The following is a 17,104-nucleotide window of genomic DNA, read 5'->3' on the forward strand; positions in this document are numbered from 1 at the left end:
TTTCGTTAGCCTTTGGTCACTCATTTAGCTCACCCACCCTTGAATCATTCTTATACCTTCCGCGGCATTGATTGTCCAGGCATCAGCGCCTATTCGCTTACAGGCAGCTTCTGTTACAGGACTGCCACCGATAATGATTTTGATATCATCTCTTAGCCCAGCTTCTTTTAGGCCTTCTACTGTATCTTTCATGGAATCCAAGGACAGGGTCAGTACGCCGCTCATGCCCACAACATCAGGGTTTACTTCTTTTACTTTTTCTATAAAAGCACTTACAGGTTGATCAATCCCTAAATCGAATACCTCAAATCCCGCTGCTTCCGCCATATTCTTAAATATTTGTTTGCCCATGTCATGCAGATCTCCATGAACTGTTCCAATGACCATAGTACCTACTTTCGGCCCATTCACTGCACCAATGACAGGTTTTATTAAAGCTAAGGCAGCTGTTAATATTTCACCGGAAAAAATTAAATCTCCAACAAAATATATGCCTTTTTCGTATAAATCCCCTACCAGGGTCATCCCTTCCTGACAAGCAGTAACTACTTCTCGTGCTTCCTCTACTGTTGGTCCTGAAGCTATGAACTCATTAAGCATATCGAGCAGGTTTTTTTCGTCCAGGTCTCCCAAAGCTTGGGTTATTTTTTTTAAATCTAACATAAAATTTCTCCTCTTTCTCAAATTGCAGCACGATACATCGTATTAATTTCATTAAACGCTTACCTGTTATGTGCTCGTCGTAATTGTGCCTTTAAAGTGAAAAATCACCTCCGATTTCAATTACCTAAGCTACCTGTAATATCTTATAATAACTTGTTATTACAAGTTATATTATTCTGACTCTTATGATTTGTCAAGATGAAATTAAGGCTATTTTCTGATAAGATCAAGCTTGCATATTTCTCTTTTCTCTACTTGTCATTGAGGGAGAGCTATTTCAAATTGACAAGAAGTAGTAAGGGCGTTAGTATTATTCTATTGATCTTATTATTACAAGTAATGATAAGCTATTACTGTGCTTCTAGAAAATTAATAATAATCTTAGGAGGCGAGTAAGTTGGATGAGATACTGGTTCATGCCGTAGAACAGCTAGACGAAAAAACGGTGAAGGAAATAGTCATAGACAGACTTCAGGCTGGATTTGGGCCTTTTTATATACAGGAACAAGTATCCTTGGGTATGGACAAGGTAGGGATTCTATACGAGCAGGGTGAATACTTTATCGCAGATTTAATCATGGCAGGTGTTATCTTTAAAGATATTTTAGAACTTGATGAAATGAAATTTGGTTTTACTGTCCCTAGTGAAAAAATTGGCACTGTTATTATTGGGACTGCAGCTGGTGATTTACATGACATCGGAAAAAATATTTTTGGCAGTATGCTCAAATCGGCAGGATTTAACGTCGTGGATTTAGGGGTTGACGTTTCACCTGAAGACTTTTGTCGAGCAATTTTGGGTGTGAAGCCGGATATCGTGGCGATTAGTGGAGTGTTGACTATAGCTTTAGAGAGCATTAACGCAACGATTGAGCTATTAAGGCAAGTCGGGATAAGAGATAACGTAAAGGTTATTTTAGGGGGGAAATGTGTCAGTCCTATCGCTTGTAATATCATCGGAGTAGACGCTTATACGACAGATCTCCCTGAAGGAGTTAAAATATGTTTGTCCTGGGTATAATCTTAGAGGTTTAACGCATCGTAGTTTAAGGAGTAAATATTTGTATGAACTTGCCTATCTATCGACACCTTTTTAATCAACTGAAAGATAAAATTCTTCGGGGCGAATTGAAGCCGGGTGATATGCTTCAATCTGAAAACGAACTGGCTCAACAATATAGTACCAGTCGTTTAACTGTCAGAAAAAGCTTATCTATGCTGGATAATGAGGGATTCATTACTTCATTCCCGGGGAAAGGTTATTATATTATTGAACCAGATCACAGTAAATACATTTTACTTTTTAATGAGCTGAACAGTGGAAGTAAGAATAACCTTTATAGCAAACTTTTAGGAGTAAATGCCACAAACCCAGATGCAGCAATTTGCCAAAAACTTCAAATATCTTGTAATCATAAAGTTGTGGTTATTCTCAGGTTGTTGTATTCCAATGAGGGACCAATTGCCTATGATATTAAATATATTCCGTATGATCGAGGCCGGCCTATTGTCGAAAAAGCGATCGAATATGCAGCTTTGCCAGACATGGTTGCCAAGAAAAGTTCTCCATTTGCCATAAAAAAAGAATTGTGTATTTATATTGATAAGTCTAATCCGGAAATTAATAAATCGTTATGTTTGCATGAATCAGAACCTTTATTAGTCGTGGAGCAAAGTCTGTATGATTATGAAAACAAACCAATAGGCTTGGGAAAAACCTATTATGGTGGTGAACATGGAAAAATACGAGCTTATTCCAATATGCGGGAGTAGGGAAAGAACTAATTCCATACTTTTGATTTTTGCGTAAAAAGTTAAGGACTTAAGCGGGTGTGCACCCGTAAGTTTTGTTTTGTGGTCAAATAAGACATCTCTTCAGCATTAAAAAGCCATATCTCGTCGTGATTTCCAGTGAGATTATGGTTGCGATTTTATTCTTTGCACCTCAAAATGGACCTTGAAAATAAGATACTGTCTCTTGAAGTCACTAAAAGACACAACAAGGGAAAATAAATTAAAACAAATAGTATAGAAATAGCTCTCTAAGCCCTATAGATCAGGGCTTAGAGAGTATACGTTCAAAATAAAGTATGGGTATTGGATTACAGTCGCCCCTGGGCTGTTTTGAAATCATATCATTATATCTAGTTATATGTGAGTGTTGTCAAACACCATTTAACTAAAAAGCCGTGCTAAAATGCTAAGGTGTAATTTGCATCCCTTGCTTCTAAGCTTTTTCGTTTATTTTATCTTCTGATGTCATGATTAACTCATTGTGATTATTTAACAATCAGTACAGCACAAGGAGCTAGGTTGGCTACCTTATATGCTACACTCCCCAAAAGTAATGACTGGATATTGGCCATCCCCTATGCCTAAGAACCACTAAGTCATGGGGATCTATCAAGATAGTCTACGATAACCTGCCCCGGATGCCCATTTAATGCTAAAGCTTTTGCTTCAACGCCATTGTTGGAAGCATAATCCTGAGCCTTCTGTAAAAATGGATATTTCATTTTTGCAGCTTCGGCACGGGATAAGCCGATCATTTCCGCTGGCCCATATCTGTCACCGGAATCACGGATAAGATTGTGAGAACCGCCTCTTTTGCCTTAGCCTGCTCTACAGCAACTTTTAGGGCTTTATCCGCCAGGACAGACCCATCAGTTGCGATCATGATTTTCTTAAACATTCATAGTTCCTCTCCTCTCCCTCTTTACTGGCAAAACTATTCAGATAATTTTGTCTAATTTCCGCGAGCTCAGGACTACTGGCGGCAACCTTAGGTTTCTTTTCGTCATGCAAGAATAACGCTAATATAAATGCCACACCGCTCAACAGAGCACCTATAATGAAACAATCGGATATAGCCATCACCATTGATTACTGGGCTACATACTTATATAGCACAGACATACTCAGGATCTGCCCTCCTTGTGCCCCAAGACCAGCATTTAACCCTATCCTCTGCAAGGCTGAAAGCATATTCAAACTGTCCGGTTTATCCATAACTACATTCTGAGCCAGATTAGCATAATGGAAAGCATTACGCGATCGCATTAAATTCGTCATGAGAGTAATTCCAAAAGTGCTTATCACACTTCGAATGACATTTCCCAGGGAAGAAGCGGTACCAGTAGATTCTTTTGGAAGGCTTACCATCCCCACATTGATGGCCGGCGACAACGCTAGCCCTATTCCGCGGATCGACAACCAAAACATCATGGTGCTAAACGCTGTAGACCCGTTAAAGTCTTTCAAGGCGTAAGATGAAACAGCCATAATTACCATGCCGATAAGAACCAGGTTCCGAGCCCTATACTTATCGAACAGCTTACCGCTAATGGGGCATACAGATAGCTGTAACCAACGCTGAAGGCAACAAGACCAAGCCCGTTTGCATTGCGGTCTGCCCCAGTACGCTTTGCATGAAAACAGGAAACAGATATACAACTACTACCATTGCCACTTGGATGACAGTAGAAGCAATAGTAGACAAAGTGAAAAGCTTATTTTTAAACAATCGAATATCGAGAACCGGTTCTGGGCAGCGAAGTTTCGTGAACTACCATCACCAGTAGGCTAACAATTCCAACTAACAACATTATGACAATCACGGGATCTTCCCAACCCATCTGATTGCCCTTGCTTAAGGCAAATATCAGACAAAACAAACCAACGCAGATGCTTGCTATACCTAACGCATCTAATGTCGTTGTTGCTTTTTTCTCCATTTCCGGCAGCCAGCCAATTCCCATAAAAACGGCTATCAAACCAGCACATTTATATTAAAATAGCATTCGCCAGCTAGCTACCTCAATAATATATCCCCCAAAGAAGGCCCAATAGCCATGGTTGCCATTCCTGCAATCCCCCATACTCCAAGCACCATGCCAATTTTGGAGATGGGGGTAATTCTGAAACAAATCGCTATGCCTAAAGGCATAATGATCCCCTAAATACCCTGCCAGAGCGATTACGATTCCCTGAGTCTATTATGGAACACATCTTGGAATATTAACGGGACAAAAACGAGGGTGGAAGCAAATAATCGCTTCCGCCCTCGTTTTTGCTACTACAAATTTAGGTCCCCTGCCCGACTCTGGAACACTCCTACTTCTCCAGCTTCATGCCTGTCTCATGACCGTTAAGGTTCTGATTTTCCAAGCTAGAATCTGTGATTCTTTCAATCTTGTCTGCTAGAGTCTCTTTTTTGATATAGTCTTCATATAGTTTGACAGCCTCAGCTATTTCCTCATCGCCATCATAGTATATTTGGATTCTATCCATCATTTCATAATCATTAGATTTTCTCATCTGCTGTACCTTGGAAACAAACTCCCGCGCATACCCTTCATCGATCAGCTCTTTGGTAAGCGTTGTACCCAGGATTACGAATAAATTCTCCTCCACGGTCATTGTAAAGCCTTCTTTAGCCGCGATCGTGGTGATGACATAGTCCTTAACTAGGTCTACACCTTCGCCCTCTACCTCAATCGAAATCGTTTCACCAGCTTCTAATCTAGGCACAAGGTCAGACGCGTCAAGAGTTGCCAGTACTTTGCTCAAGGATTTAACTTTAGGTCCAAAGATCGACCCTGCTACTTTGAAATTAGGCTTTAAGCTAAAGTTCATATACTGGCTCAAATCCTTGGCAAACACGATCGATTTAACATTCAGCTCCTCTTTGATTAAGGGAAGCATGTAGTCAATCAGTTGTTCATATTTACCGTCAATTAAGATTTGTTGGACAGGTTGTCTCACCTTGATTCTAACCTGTTCCCTAGCCGCTCTGCCTAAGCCCACTAGATTTCTGACCAGATCCATTCTAGTTTCCAACTCGCCATCAATCAGGCTCAAATCGGCGACAGGGTAATCCTCTAGATGGACAGATAATTCGTCGGTTAAGCTTCGATAGAGTTCTTCTGAAATATAGGGCGCAAAGGGAGCCACCAGCTTGGATAATCCCACAAGTATTTCATAGGTCGTATTGTTGACCGCTTTCTTGTCGGCCGTAAGCTCTGAGCCCCAGAAGCGTCTGCGCGAACGTCTTATATACCAGTTCGAAAAATCCTCATTGACAAACACAGTAATCTTTCTCACTGCTTTAGTCAAATCAAAGGCCTTCATATCTGACTCGACCCCTTTTAGAAGGCTGTTATATTTTGATAGGACCCACTGATCAAGCTCGGGGCGATCCTTGTAATCAATAAAGAAGTCTCGTGGGTCCAGCTTATCTGTTTCAGCATACAAGGAAAAGAAAGCATACACATTTCTCATCGTACTGAAAAATTTACTCTGTACTTCCTTGATCCCTTCGATATCAAATTTCGTTGGACTCCAAGCCGGAGAAACGTGAAGTAAATACCATCTTAAAGCATCCGCTCCATATTGATCAAACAATTCAAACGGGTTGACGGTGTTTCCTTTGGACTTAGACATCTTATGCCCATCCTTATCGAGAACCAAATCATTCACCAGGACTCGTTTGTAAGGTGCAACTCCCTTGATGAAGGTTGAGATCACGAGAAGAGAATAGAACCAGCCTCGGGTCTGATCGATACCCTCACAGATAAAATCGGCGGGAAAGAGCTGATCAAAGTTCTCGCTATTTTCAAACGGATAGTGATGCTGAGCAAACGGCATGGAACCACTGTCAAACCAGCAATCAATGACATCTTTCACCCTGGTCATTGTCCCACCACATTTTTCGCATTTAATGTGAATATCATCCACAAACGGCCGGTGCAATTCGATCGTTGTTTCCTCCAGCGTTTCCACTGCCTTTTCTACCAACTCTTGCCGAGAGCCAATCGATGTCGTGTTTCCGCAATCGCATCTCCAGATATTCAGCGGTGTTCCCCAGTATCGAGTTCTGGACAAGGCCCAGTCATTGGCATTTTCCAACCAGTTGCCAAACCTTTTTTCTCCGACAAAATCAGGATACCACTCAACTTGTTTGTTGTTCTCAACCAATTGATCTTTAAATTTTGTGACTTCGATATACCAGCTTGGTTTAGCATAATAAAGGAGTGGGGTCTGACATCTCCAACAGTGAGGATAGTTATGCTCCATTTTTTCTTTCTTAAATAATTTCCCTTCCCCGTGCAACCATTTAATGATATCGAGATCAGCCTCCATGACAAAGCTACCTTTCCATGGAGTGGTTACAAATTTTCCTGTTTCATCGACAGGCTGAAGAACCGGCAGATTATACTTCTTGCCAATGCTGTAATCATCCTCCCCAAAGGCTGGGGCAGTATGGACAATTCCCGTGCCATCCTCTGTTGTTACATAATCGCCGACGGTAACAAAGAAGGCCTTCTTATCTGCTTTTACAAACGGCATTAACTGCTCATATTCTACGAACTCAAGATCTTTTCCCTTGATTTCTTCCAGAACTTCAAACTCTTCCCCCAACACTTTATGGGATAAAGTCTTGGAAACATAATAAATCTCCTCATTTTGCCTAACCTTCAGGTAGACTTCTTGAGGATTCACCGTCAGTGCCACGTTCGAAGGAAGCGTCCAGGGTGTCGTCGTCCAGACCAGAAAGAACTCTTCGACATCCTTTCGCTTAAACTTTACGAAGACGGTGTTAGTTTTTATTAGCTTATAGCCTTGGGCTACTTCATGGGAAGCCAGCCCCGTTCCACAGCGTGAGCAATAGGGCAGGATTTTGTGACCTTCATAGATCAAACCTTTTTTGAAAAACTGATCAAGGATCCACCAAACGCTTTCAATGTAATTATTATCGAGGGTGACGTAGGGATGGTCTAAATCGATTGAATATCCCATTCGTTTGGTCATATCTCGCCATTGCTTCTCATAGCTGAACACCGATTCCCGACATTTCTGATTGAACTCCGCAATTCCGTAGGCTTCGATCTCCTGTTTGTTGGTAAGTTTAAGTTGCTTCTCTACTTCGATTTCCACAGGAAGCCCATGAGTATCCCAGCCAGCCTTACGCTTGACTTGATACCCCTGCATGGTTTTGTACCGGCAAACTGAATCCTTTAAAGTTCTGGCGATGACGTGGTGTATTCCTGGTTTTCCGTTGGCCGTGGGAGGTCCTTCATAGAACACGAAGGGCGTTTTACCCTCTCTGATTTCAATACTTTTATCCAGTATCTTCTGATCATTCCAGTAATCGGCTATTTCGCTTTCTTTTTTCGCTACCGGCAGATCCGTTAGCGGTTTGAAGTTCGACATATTCATCTTCCTTTCATGTTGGCTTCAAATATCGTGTAACTAACATCAAAAAGTCCCTAAGTCAATGACTTAGGGACGGATTATCCGCGGTACCACCCTTGTTATTAATAGATAGCTTTAAAAAACAAACAATCCATTAATCGCTTAAAACATGTAACGTATGTCTACGGAACAGCTTAGATTATTTCAGCCGCCCAACTCCAAGGTGATCTTCATAAAAAACCTTCGTCATAATCTTTCACCCGAGGATTATGTCTCTAAAACCCAAGTCTTTTATTACTATCCTTATCATGGTTGTTAACAATATTTCAAAGTATATCCAAACGATTTAATATATGCATCATATTCCAGTTGCTTTAACATTGTCAAGGGCACTCCAACTATAAAGCATTAAGACATACTCAGTAAAACCCCGGCAAATTTATCCAGAGCTTCATCATGAGCTCAAAATACAGTCCAATCATCCATGGGGGCCGCTCATAAAAAAGCATCGTCTCTTTGCGGTATCCTGTGAGATTATGGCTGTGATTTTATTCTTTGTACCTCAAAATGGAACAACTTGAAAATAGGGTACTGTCTCTAAAAATCACTAAAAGACAATACCCCTACTTATTTTGTCGTATACCTTCTAAGCCTTGATGTATAAGGCTTAGAAAGCAATGTCTATACTATTTCCCTAGATGTTTTACAGCGGCCTGGGCGGCAGCCAAGCGAGCTATAGGCACTCTAAACGGTGAACAGGAGACATAATCCAGGCCAACGATATGACAGAATTCTACAGAATTAGGTTCTCCACCGTGCTCCCCACAAATCCCTAAGCCGAGATTAGGGTTTGTGCTTCGCCCAAGATTTACTCCTATGCCAATTAGCTTTCCTACCCCATCTCGATCAAGTACTACAAAGGGATCAGTTTTCATGAGCTTCTTGTCCAGATAGACCGGCAGGAACTTTCCTTGGGCATCATCACGAGACAAGCCCATTGTCATTTGCGTGAGATCGTTTGTCCCGAAGGAGAAGAAGTCTGCGACTTTTCCGATCTCATCCGCCAAGAGAGCCGCCCGGGGCACCTCAATCATGGTTCCGACTTTATAGGGGATATGAACGTTTTGCTCGCTCATAACCTCAACTGCCGTGTCATCAACCAGCTTACGCATCATAATAAATTCTTCTTTTCCCATAATCAGCGGAATCATGACTTCAGGGTGAATGTCATACCCTTCCTTTAGCAACCGTGCGCTGGCTTGGAAAATTGCCCGGGCTTGCATGATCGTGATTTCCGGGAAGGAAACGCCCAGACGACAACCTCGATGGCCAAGCATCGGGTTTAGTTCAGATAAGGCCCGAACATTGCGCAGCAGGGATTCTTTTTCATGTAAGGATCCCGGATCAGCTTTGCTCATTCTTAGTTTTGTAATGTCCACGACCAGCTCCTCAGAATGGGGAAGGAACTCGTGAAGCGGCGGATCAAGCAAACGAATGGTTACAGGGAAGCCCTGCATCGCCTTTAAAATTCCGTAGAAGTCTTCTTCCTGCATAGGTAAGAGCTTTGCTAAGGCGTCTTCGCGATCCTCCAGGGTTTGGGCCAGAATCATGTCTTGGACAATGGGAATCCGCTCAGGATCCATAAACATATGCTCTGTGCGGGTCAACCCAATTCCAACCGCTCCAAAATCTCGAGCGTTAGACGCTTCCGTCGGGCTGTCAGCATTCGCCATAACACGCAGTCTGGAGATTTCATCCGCCCAACCCAAGAACTCTTTAAACCCTTCACTCAGCTCCGGATCGACCATAGAAACTTCTCCCTTAATCACTCGTCCGGTTGCTCCATCAATGGACATGATGGTTCCATGAGGGTACTCTACCCCTTCAATAACCACTAAACCCTGAGTATAGTCAATCTTTAAGGCGTCACATCCGCAAACAGCAGGTTTGCCCATATGGCGAGAAACAACCGCTGCATGGCTCGTCATACCCCCGCGGCTGGTCAAAATTCCTTGAGCAGCTAAAATACCGCGAATATCATCCGGAGTCGTTTCAGTCCGCACCAAAATTACTTTCTCGCCGAGATTCCCTAACCGTTCTGCCTCTTCTGCACTCAGGACAATCCTTCCTGAAGCTGCTCCGGGAGAAGCAGGGAGCCCTTTGGCCAGCACTTGCAACTTGGCATCCGTATCCATGCGGCGATGTAATAAATGATCTAATTGGTCCGGTTCGATTCTCATAATCGCTTCTTCTTTAGTGATCACACCTTCATGAAAAAGTTCCACTGCCACGCGAATGGCGGCTGACGCAGTTCTTTTACCATTACGTGTTTGAAGCATGTACAGTTTGCCACGCTCAATGGTGAATTCAATATCCTGCATGTCCCGATAGTGAGCTTCTAAGCGTTTCGAGAAATCCACAAACTGTTGATAGATTTCCTGATTTTCCTGGGCCAGGGTGGCAATCGGGTTGGGAGTCCGTATCCCAGCCACCACGTCTTCTCCTTGAGCATTCATCAGATATTCCCCATAGAGAGCACTTTCCCCCGTTGATGGGTTACGGGTAAAAGCCACACCCGTTCCAGAATCCGAGCCCATATTGCCGAAAACCATGGATTGTACATTAACGGCGGTTCCAATTTCATGGGGAATACCGTTGATTTTACGATACACATTAGCCCGATCATTATTCCACGAACGGAAAACTGCTAAAACGGCCTCTATTAACTGAGCTCTGGGATCCATGGGAAATGGTTTGCCGGTTTTGCGTTCGATTTTTTTCTTATACTCAATGACCATCCATTTAAGGCTCTCTGCCGATAGCTCGGAGTCATAGCGAACCCCTTGTTTCTCTTTCGCACTTTCCAAGATCTGTTCAAAATTATAATGTTCTACTTCTAAGACCACATCCCCAAACATTTGGATAAATCGGCGATAACAGTCCCAAGCGAAACGTTCGTTTTGCGTGTTGGCAACTAAAGCTTCCACAGTGTCATCATTAAGTCCTAAATTGAGAACGGTATCCATCATGCCTGGCATTGAGAATTTCGCCCCGGACCTTACCGAAACAAGGAGCGGGTTTTTCTTGTCTCCAAAGAGTTTGCCGGAAGCCGCCTCAACCTCTGCCAAAGCCGGCCACACTTGCTCCCAAATTTCTTCGGGGAAAATCTCGCCATTGCTGTAATATTCATTGCACGCTTCCGTGGTAATTGTAAACCCTGGGGGTACCGGTAAACCGATTTGGGTCATCTCCGCTAAATTAGCCCCTTTTCCTCCCAACAAATCACGCATGGAAGCTTTACCTTCTTGAAATAAGTATACATACTTCTTATCCATTTCTGTCCCCCTTAAATAATATTTCTAATACAATGCTCGCGGTTTCTTCAACTGCTTTGCCAGTAGCATCAATAATTGGGCAGCCGATACGTTTCATGATACCTCGGGCATACTCCAACTCTCGCATAATGCGATCCAGGTTGGCATAATCCGCTGTTGCGCCTAAACCAAGAGTTTTTAAGCGCTCAGTACGAATTTGGTTGAGTAATTCCGGTCTTAAGGTTAAACCAATTATTTTCCGCGGTGAAATACTAAAAAGTTCCTCTGGGGGATCAACTTCCGGAACCAAAGGAATATTCGCTGCTTTGAGTCCTTTATGTGCTAAATACATACTAAGGGGAGTCTTCGAGGTTCGAGAGACGCCGATAAGGACTACGTCTGCAAAAAGAACCCCGCGAGGATCTTTACCATCATCGTATTTGACAGCGAATTCAATCGCTTCTACTTTCCGAAAATACTGTTCATCCAGACGATGGATGATGTTCGGCGTATGAGTTGGATCCATACCAGTTTGACTGGATAAGGCGCCAATAAGCGGACCCAGTATATCAACCGTTTTAAGCCCCTTCTCTAAAGCCTTTCTCTCCAAATACTCTCTCAGATCTTTAAGTACAAGGGTATAAACTAAAATGGCTTGTTCAGCCGCAGCTTCTTCCATAATATCTTCCAAATGGGTTTGATCCCTTACATAGGGAACCCTGCGAATTCGAGTCTTTACACCAATGAATTGTGCCGCTGCCGCCCGACTTACAAACTCAGCCGTCTCACCTAGTGCATCTGAAATGACATAAATAACAGACGTTTGGGTCGTCACATTTTCACCTCCGAATTATTCGAAGTCCCACAGACTTCCGATTTTTAACCTTAGGCCACTAATCTCCGCATTACCTCGTTTCCGCAATCTCCACAAAGAGCTTTGTGACATTCGTCTTTGTAAACCGGCCCACGACCTCATAACACTCATTCCCGCTCTCATCTACATACCCTTCTACTACCGGCAAACTATCAACCTGATGCTGAACTAATTTTTTAGCTGCGCTCAAGACGGGTTCGTCTAAGGTTGTCATGTAGATGTTTGGCATTCGCGTCATAATAACACCGACCGGAACCTGTTGAAGGTCGATTTTGCCTAAAGAGGCTTTCATAATATCTTTTCTGGAGATCATTCCTAAAAGGACTCTGTCTGCTCCGACAACCGTCAGACTTCCTACGTTTTGCGTGAACATCGCAACCGTTGCTTCGTAGATACTGGCGTCTTCCAATACAGTGACAGGCATAGACTTAAATGCGCAGACTCGGAGTTGGAGCATGCGTTCCATAATTGGGGAAGGTCCGAGATCTTCACGATAAGAATACCCGACGCGCGGCCTAGCCACTAGGACCCCTGACATAGTCAAAACAGTTAAATCCGGGCGCAAAGTAGCTCGCGTCAAATTAAGCATTGCTGCAATCTTCTCACCCGTGATGGATCCCGAATCTTTCACGATCTCCACTATTCGCTGTTGCCGTTCCGTCCATTCCAACCAATTTCACCTCTTATGTTATTGCTCTGCCTCAATGTGACATACTAATAAAGTTAATTTGATCAATTATATCATATAATATTATTTATTGACTAGATAGTAACACATAAAACGGTATTTTTTCTTCATAAGTCTTAAGGATTCCGACTGTGACATTCTTTATATACACGTCTAAGCACACATGCCTACAAGACTTTAAAATCGTAAAACTCCCACTTCAATATTGAAGGTGTGGGGATCTTACGATTAGATAAAAAACCAGCTAGCATCGAAAAAAAGTAATCAACTAGTACCTCTTGATCAAATTAGACAACGGATAACCAGTATGAATGAGATCACTTTCAACAAAGATAAATCCAAATAGTTAGCTCGAACAGCTTGGGCTCATAGACTTTGCACATTCCTCGAACTTGATCCTATCATTTAACTATTCAAGAATTAAAAGGTCAAACTTCACGGCGAGCTCGTTGAGTTCTTGAAGCAGCCCTTCATTAATTGGAATTCCATCCTTTTTCCGTTCCTCAGCGATTGACTGCCGCCGTTCACCGGGAATCCGAATGGCATCGACTTCATCAGCTCTCGGAACACTTTTAATTTCCCCGATCATATCCGTCATTCTTTGAGCATAATCCCTAAGTGGCATGAGTCGCGAGATATCTATTGCGAAGAAGCTATGTCCAATATTTACGGGCTCAAGAGAATCGTCGTAAATCCACCCTACATGAGTCCCATATTTCGATCCACTAATGATCCCTGACATGACCTCAGCAGCCAAAGCCAGGGCATATCCTTTCGGTCCACCAACTGGCAGAACTGCACCTTGAAGTGCCGCTTCGGCATCCGTCGTTGAATTTCCATACTGATCAATAGCCCAGCCCTTAGGAATCGAACGACCTTCTTTCGCGGCCAAAATAATCTTTCCTCGAGCAATAATTGAGGAAGACATATCGACAACAACCGGTTGATCTCCATTCGGGAATCCATAGGAAATCGGATTCGTCCCAAAATAAGGGTTTTTTCCACCCCAAGGGGGAATGCCACAGGGCGAATTTGTATATGCTTGCCCAATCATTCCCTCGTGTGCAGCCATTTTGCAATAGGTTGAAGCCGCTCCAAAGTGGTTACTGTTTTTAACGGTAACGAAACCAAGACCATACACCTTAGCTAAGTCAACTGCTAGGGCCATGGAACGATAAGCTACGAGTTGTCCTAAACCGTTATCTCCATCCACAACAGCAACTGCATCGTTAAACTTTTTTTGAATAGACGGCTTGGGATTGATTCTTCCATTCAAGAGGCAAGATAGATATATGGGCAGACGACTAATTCCGTGGGTATCGATCCCTTCTAGGCTCGTATCCACAAGGACCGAGGAAACGATCAGTGCCTCAGATTCAGGAACCCCGGAGGCCACCAAGAGGGCTTTACAAAAGTCTTCGAGTGCTTGAGGAGAGTAACGTGGATTCATTACTGCCACCCTTCCTATTTACAATTATTACCATCTCAATATTCATCGAAACAACGCACGGTATGTGGTATTACATCCGAGTTTCAAATAGTAATCCTTTTACACGTTCGTCAACGAATCTACTCCCAAACCTCCGAAGACGGGGCATGAGCCACAGATTGAATAGCTTCTCTAACATTCGCTAAGTGACTCAGCATTCTTTGATGGGCTAAATCAGGATTTCTTAGAATAATTGCTTCAACAATTGTTTCATGATCCAGAACAGATAAGCGTTGCCGCCCTGGAACCATTAGCGCTCTGGCTCTGTTTTCTCCGAGTAGATCTAACAGGTTAACCATCAATCTCATCAAGACCCTATTACCTGCAGCTTCCACGATTTTCAGGTGAAATTCAGCATCAAGTAAAGCGAGCTTCGACTCTTCGGCATCCCCTAATTCTTTTCCTTTTCGAACAATATGCTCGAGTTGCTTAAGATCCTGCTCGTTTGCGTTCTGAGTACACCAAATCACAGCTTGGCTTTCTAAAACCTCCCGGACCTGAAATAGCTCTTCAATGGTCCCCCGTGAGATCTGGAGTAAGGATGCTAATCGAGAGATATCTTCTGTTCCATCCACTTCGTTAATATAAGCCCCCATCCCGTGCCGAGTCGTGACTACACCTAACCCAACCAGAATTTTTAAGGCGTCTCGAATCACAGTCCGACTTACTGAAAACATGTTACACATTTCGCGTTCAGAAGGTAACTTATCACCTGATTTAAGTTCTCCGTTGTTAATTGCTTGCATAATCTGATTTACAATACTTTCAGATAGGTTACCATAAAGTTTAACGGGTTCAAACATAACGACCACCGACCTTAATTTTTTACCAAAGGGACTAACCCATAGTCAACACGTATCGCCTAAGGCAGGAATTATCTCAAAACATATGTTCAGTAAGGTAATCCTTAAGTCGGGAAAGGAAAGACCATGGCTACTGCCTTTGTGTTCGCCAGAGCTTTAGGTACTGAACTCATTCTTTGAACAATCAGTCGCTGGCGAGGCCTCCGACTTGGATTGTGACCAACCTAAGGTAGGAAGAAGAAAACAGCCAAGAATGACAGAGAACCCACTACGACTAAGACATCTACTGGCCGAAAAAGCATTAAGCAAATGATATTCACACTTTTTTCATTTCAGACGTTATTTACAGTTTCTCTAATACTATTATACCTTAAAGTTTAAGATTTCTTCAGAAAGAATACTAGCTTGTTCACTTAATTGAACCATAGTCTGATTTACTTGCTCTAACTCATTTGACACACTTCCAGACGCAGCTGCAACCTCTTCAGCCCCTGAAGCTCCCTGTCCAATAGTTTGTGTTACATTGCTTATGGCAATAGATACAGCATTAACTACCTTTGTTAACTGTTTTGCAGTCCTTGAAAACCCCTCGGTTAGCACAAATACCGTTTTTGCATCATGTTCGTATTGATTACCGGTTTGTACTAATTTGTCGTAGTCGGGTGTTACTACATCGTTGATAAAAGTTAATACATTAACAGCCCCCTTAGATAAGTTTTCAGTCGCATTGATAACCTGCCCCACTAATTGTTCGATTTCTTGGACAGTAATAGAAGATTGTTCTGCTAACTTGCGAACCTCTTCGGCGACTACTGCAAACCCTTTGCCATTTTCACCTGCCCTCGCTGCCTCAATCGCGGCGTTTAATGCTAATAAATTAGTTTGCTCTGCTATACCAGAAATAGATTTTGTAAGATCTACAATCCTTTTCACAACCATAGACTCTTCGATAGCCTTTGCTAAAGCTTGTTCTTCTTGCTCATATATCCCTGTGGCTTTTGTTTTGGCTACGATCACTTCGCTTTTAAGCCCCTGCGCCCGGTGTTTAATTTCTTCAGCTTTTTCGCTTCCCTGAATTGCCATATTTTCCAATCCACGAATCAAAATCTTGAGTTCATTACTAGAGGCAGCTATTTCTTCAGCGGCAGCCGCCGTTTCCTGCAAACCTGCGGAAACCTGTTCAGTGGAGGCAGCAATCTCCTCAGCGCTACTGGCGATGTTTTTGACTGCAGCGGCGGAATCCGTCGCAGCTTGGTTTACCTCTTGAGTCATACCCATTGACTTTTTAATTAAATTCCTAAGGTTATTGGCCGCCTTCCCTAAGTTGGTGACAAGCACCCCAATTTCGTCGTTGCTTGCCTGAACTTCGACGGCTAAGTTTCCTTGAGCTAATGCCTCTGCTACTTCTTGACCTTTTGCAATAGATCCTTTGAGCGAGCGAATCAATATGATTAGTACAACAACAGCAGTGATTATGGCCAATACGAGCAGGATAAGTGCAAAACGTATAATTCTGCTCACTATGACGGGAGCTTTGGCCGCTTCTTTTTGTAACTGGCTTTGTTGATAGGCAACATAATCGTTTACTGTGTTTTGAGCAGCCACATTCTCAACTGAGGCAATTAGTGTCATATATTTAATTGCGGCCTCTTGCCCCTCAGTCTTATACAATTCTACCATTTTTAGAGGGTGTGGAGTGTAATTACTCGTAGCTGCAATAACAGGAGCAAGTATTTCTTGATTGACAGCATTAACTTGTAAAAACCTTAAATCCTGTTCGCTTTTATTCGTAGCATCTTGTAACTCTTGAACGAACTTCTCATTTCCGGTCGCCAGATACCCCCGAATTCCAGCCGCTTGTCTGGTTAACTGAAGAGACAAGTCCTTGGCTATCGATTGCATGGGAACCTGATAACCGTCTAGGTTTATTACAACCCCACCCAAATTCATAACCATTGAGCACACTAAGCCCATGATCACAGAGATAATCAGGATTAACACGGTATAACTTGTGAGAAGTCTTGTCGATAGTTTCATAGTTGTGTCCCCTTCCCATCTATACTATTGAAGAGTATTGGA

At 42.8% G+C, this 17,104-nt stretch carries 16 protein-coding genes and 1 other annotated feature; of the genes, 2 read left to right on the plus strand and 14 right to left on the minus strand.

The window, feature by feature from the left end; all coding sequences use genetic code 11:
* Positions 1-24: 24 nt before the first annotated feature.
* Positions 25-663 (minus strand): cobalamin B12-binding domain-containing protein, encoded by a 639-nt coding sequence (locus LJE72_RS01325; RefSeq protein WP_229245475.1) that lies wholly within the window; start codon positions 661-663, stop codon positions 25-27.
* 397 nt (positions 664-1,060) lie between these two features.
* Here LJE72_RS01325 and LJE72_RS01330 point away from each other — a divergent pair, with 397 nt between their 5' ends.
* The gene (locus tag LJE72_RS01330) at positions 1,061-1,684 is read left to right on the plus strand and encodes a cobalamin B12-binding domain-containing protein (protein WP_229245476.1); all 624 of its coding nucleotides are present in this window, start codon (positions 1,061-1,063) and stop codon (positions 1,682-1,684) included.
* 44 nt (positions 1,685-1,728) lie between these two features.
* Positions 1,729-2,436: a GntR family transcriptional regulator gene (locus LJE72_RS01335; RefSeq protein ID WP_229245477.1), complete on the plus strand. Its 708-nt coding sequence runs from the start codon at positions 1,729-1,731 to the stop codon at positions 2,434-2,436.
* Positions 2,437-2,942: 506 nt separating this feature from the next.
* Here LJE72_RS01335 and LJE72_RS26645 read toward each other — a convergent pair.
* From LJE72_RS26645 to LJE72_RS01390, 13 genes are all read right to left on the minus strand, one after another.
* Entirely contained in the window at positions 2,943-3,029 is an 87-nt protein-coding gene (locus tag LJE72_RS26645) for a universal stress protein (protein WP_396390165.1), read from the minus strand.
* Positions 3,030-3,053: 24 nt separating this feature from the next.
* On the minus strand, positions 3,054-3,212 hold the full coding sequence (locus LJE72_RS01340; protein WP_229245478.1) for a hypothetical protein: 159 nt from the start codon (positions 3,210-3,212) through the stop codon (positions 3,054-3,056).
* Positions 3,209-3,355: a universal stress protein gene (locus tag LJE72_RS01345; protein WP_229245479.1), complete on the minus strand. Its 147-nt coding sequence runs from the start codon at positions 3,353-3,355 to the stop codon at positions 3,209-3,211. The genes LJE72_RS01340 and LJE72_RS01345 overlap by 4 nt, the downstream gene beginning before the upstream one ends.
* A gap of 191 nt (positions 3,356-3,546) precedes the next feature.
* Positions 3,547-3,945 (minus strand): MFS transporter, encoded by a 399-nt coding sequence (locus LJE72_RS01350; protein ID WP_229245480.1) that lies wholly within the window; start codon positions 3,943-3,945, stop codon positions 3,547-3,549.
* Between the two features lie 233 nt (positions 3,946-4,178).
* On the minus strand, positions 4,179-4,421 hold the full coding sequence (locus tag LJE72_RS01355; protein ID WP_229245481.1) for a hypothetical protein: 243 nt from the start codon (positions 4,419-4,421) through the stop codon (positions 4,179-4,181).
* A 53-nt stretch (positions 4,422-4,474) separates the two neighbouring features.
* A complete protein-coding gene (locus LJE72_RS26125; protein WP_282437810.1) occupies positions 4,475-4,609 on the minus strand; it encodes a hypothetical protein in 135 nt (44 codons plus the stop codon).
* A 167-nt stretch (positions 4,610-4,776) separates the two neighbouring features.
* Complete coding sequence (gene ileS / locus LJE72_RS01360) at positions 4,777-7,875, minus strand: isoleucine--tRNA ligase (RefSeq protein ID WP_229245482.1); 3,099 nt, start codon at positions 7,873-7,875, stop codon at positions 4,777-4,779.
* Between the two features lie 68 nt (positions 7,876-7,943).
* Positions 7,944-8,176 (minus strand) — a binding site (T-box leader).
* A 367-nt stretch (positions 8,177-8,543) separates the two neighbouring features.
* A complete protein-coding gene (ppdK, locus tag LJE72_RS01365; protein ID WP_229245483.1) occupies positions 8,544-11,192 on the minus strand; it encodes a pyruvate, phosphate dikinase in 2,649 nt (882 codons plus the stop codon).
* On the minus strand, positions 11,185-12,006 hold the full coding sequence (locus LJE72_RS01370) for a pyruvate, water dikinase regulatory protein (protein ID WP_229245484.1): 822 nt from the start codon (positions 12,004-12,006) through the stop codon (positions 11,185-11,187). The genes ppdK and LJE72_RS01370 overlap by 8 nt, the downstream gene beginning before the upstream one ends.
* A 70-nt stretch (positions 12,007-12,076) precedes the next feature.
* Complete coding sequence (locus LJE72_RS01375; protein WP_229245485.1) at positions 12,077-12,715, minus strand: helix-turn-helix transcriptional regulator; 639 nt, start codon at positions 12,713-12,715, stop codon at positions 12,077-12,079.
* 427 nt (positions 12,716-13,142) lie between these two features.
* Complete coding sequence (locus tag LJE72_RS01380; RefSeq protein WP_229245486.1) at positions 13,143-14,183, minus strand: Ldh family oxidoreductase; 1,041 nt, start codon at positions 14,181-14,183, stop codon at positions 13,143-13,145.
* Positions 14,184-14,302: 119 nt separating this feature from the next.
* Positions 14,303-15,025, minus strand: a complete 723-nt coding sequence (locus LJE72_RS01385) for a FadR/GntR family transcriptional regulator (protein WP_229245487.1) — start codon at positions 15,023-15,025, stop codon at positions 14,303-14,305.
* Between the two features lie 363 nt (positions 15,026-15,388).
* A complete protein-coding gene (locus tag LJE72_RS01390) occupies positions 15,389-17,062 on the minus strand; it encodes a methyl-accepting chemotaxis protein (protein ID WP_229245488.1) in 1,674 nt (557 codons plus the stop codon).
* Positions 17,063-17,104 lie beyond the last annotated feature (42 nt).

Origin of the sequence: Desulfosporosinus shakirovi (assembly GCF_020595055.1) — a bacterium.
Classification (GTDB): domain Bacteria; phylum Bacillota; class Desulfitobacteriia; order Desulfitobacteriales; family Desulfitobacteriaceae; genus Desulfosporosinus; species Desulfosporosinus shakirovi.